This window comes from Wolbachia endosymbiont of Drosophila barbarae (assembly GCF_044752445.1).
In the GTDB taxonomy this organism is placed as follows: Bacteria; Pseudomonadota; Alphaproteobacteria; order Rickettsiales; family Anaplasmataceae; genus Wolbachia; species Wolbachia pipientis.
This window is the reverse complement of the sequence record NZ_JBIXJM010000096.1, coordinates 1-658: the sequence shown is the minus strand read 5'-3', so window position 1 is coordinate 658 and position 658 is coordinate 1. Positions and strand designations below refer to the sequence as shown.

The following is a 658-nucleotide window of genomic DNA, read 5'->3' as shown; positions in this document are numbered from 1 at the left end:
CCATTCATTGTATAGATGTTTAAATATTCCATTTGATGATACAGCTTTTATCCAACCTTCATTTGTTCCACTTGGAGAAAGAGAAGTAACTTCTGATGTATATCTACCTTTAATTCCATGAAAAGCTGCGAGGAGATCCACAACCATTTGGTTGTTAATTTTTTCTTTTATATAAACGGCTTTGCACCAAGGAACAAAATCAGGATACCTTTCAACATCAATTACAATTTGGAATACTTCATTAGGCAAACATAGGAAAACACCCTGTTCTTTGTATTGATGAAGCATAAATGTTAAACCAATCAAAATAGGATCCGTATCTACCGTCAGCCTTAGTAGATTCCTGAGACTAAAGTTAAGGTGGGCATCGCGTATCAATTTCAACGAAATTAACAGAGGCAATTCCCTTGACTAGAAATTATCGCTCGGGAAATTTAACTTAACTCATAACGCATAGAACAGACCCTTAATTAATTGTAGATGATTTATACAAGGTGTGTCTATAGATATATTAAAGCTAGCGATTATTATTTAATCTTTATTAAACTTTGCATTCTAAGTATCATAGCTAATAAATATATCTTATGAACATTACTAAAGTTTTAACTATCATTGTGTTTATTGTAATTTCTTCAAGTGCTTACACTAATTGTACAGA

1 protein-coding gene and 1 other RNA gene are annotated in these 658 nt (G+C 31.8%); both read right to left on the bottom strand.

The features are described from left to right. Positions 1-288: SRPBCC family protein (locus ACIPNH_RS01250; RefSeq protein ID WP_458695311.1), on the bottom strand; the 288-nt coding region annotated here is incomplete at its 3' end. Positions 289-307: 19 nt separating this feature from the next. Beyond that, a non-coding RNA gene (gene ssrS / locus ACIPNH_RS01245) (6S RNA) lies at positions 308-468 on the bottom strand. Positions 469-658: the final 190 nt, after the last annotated feature.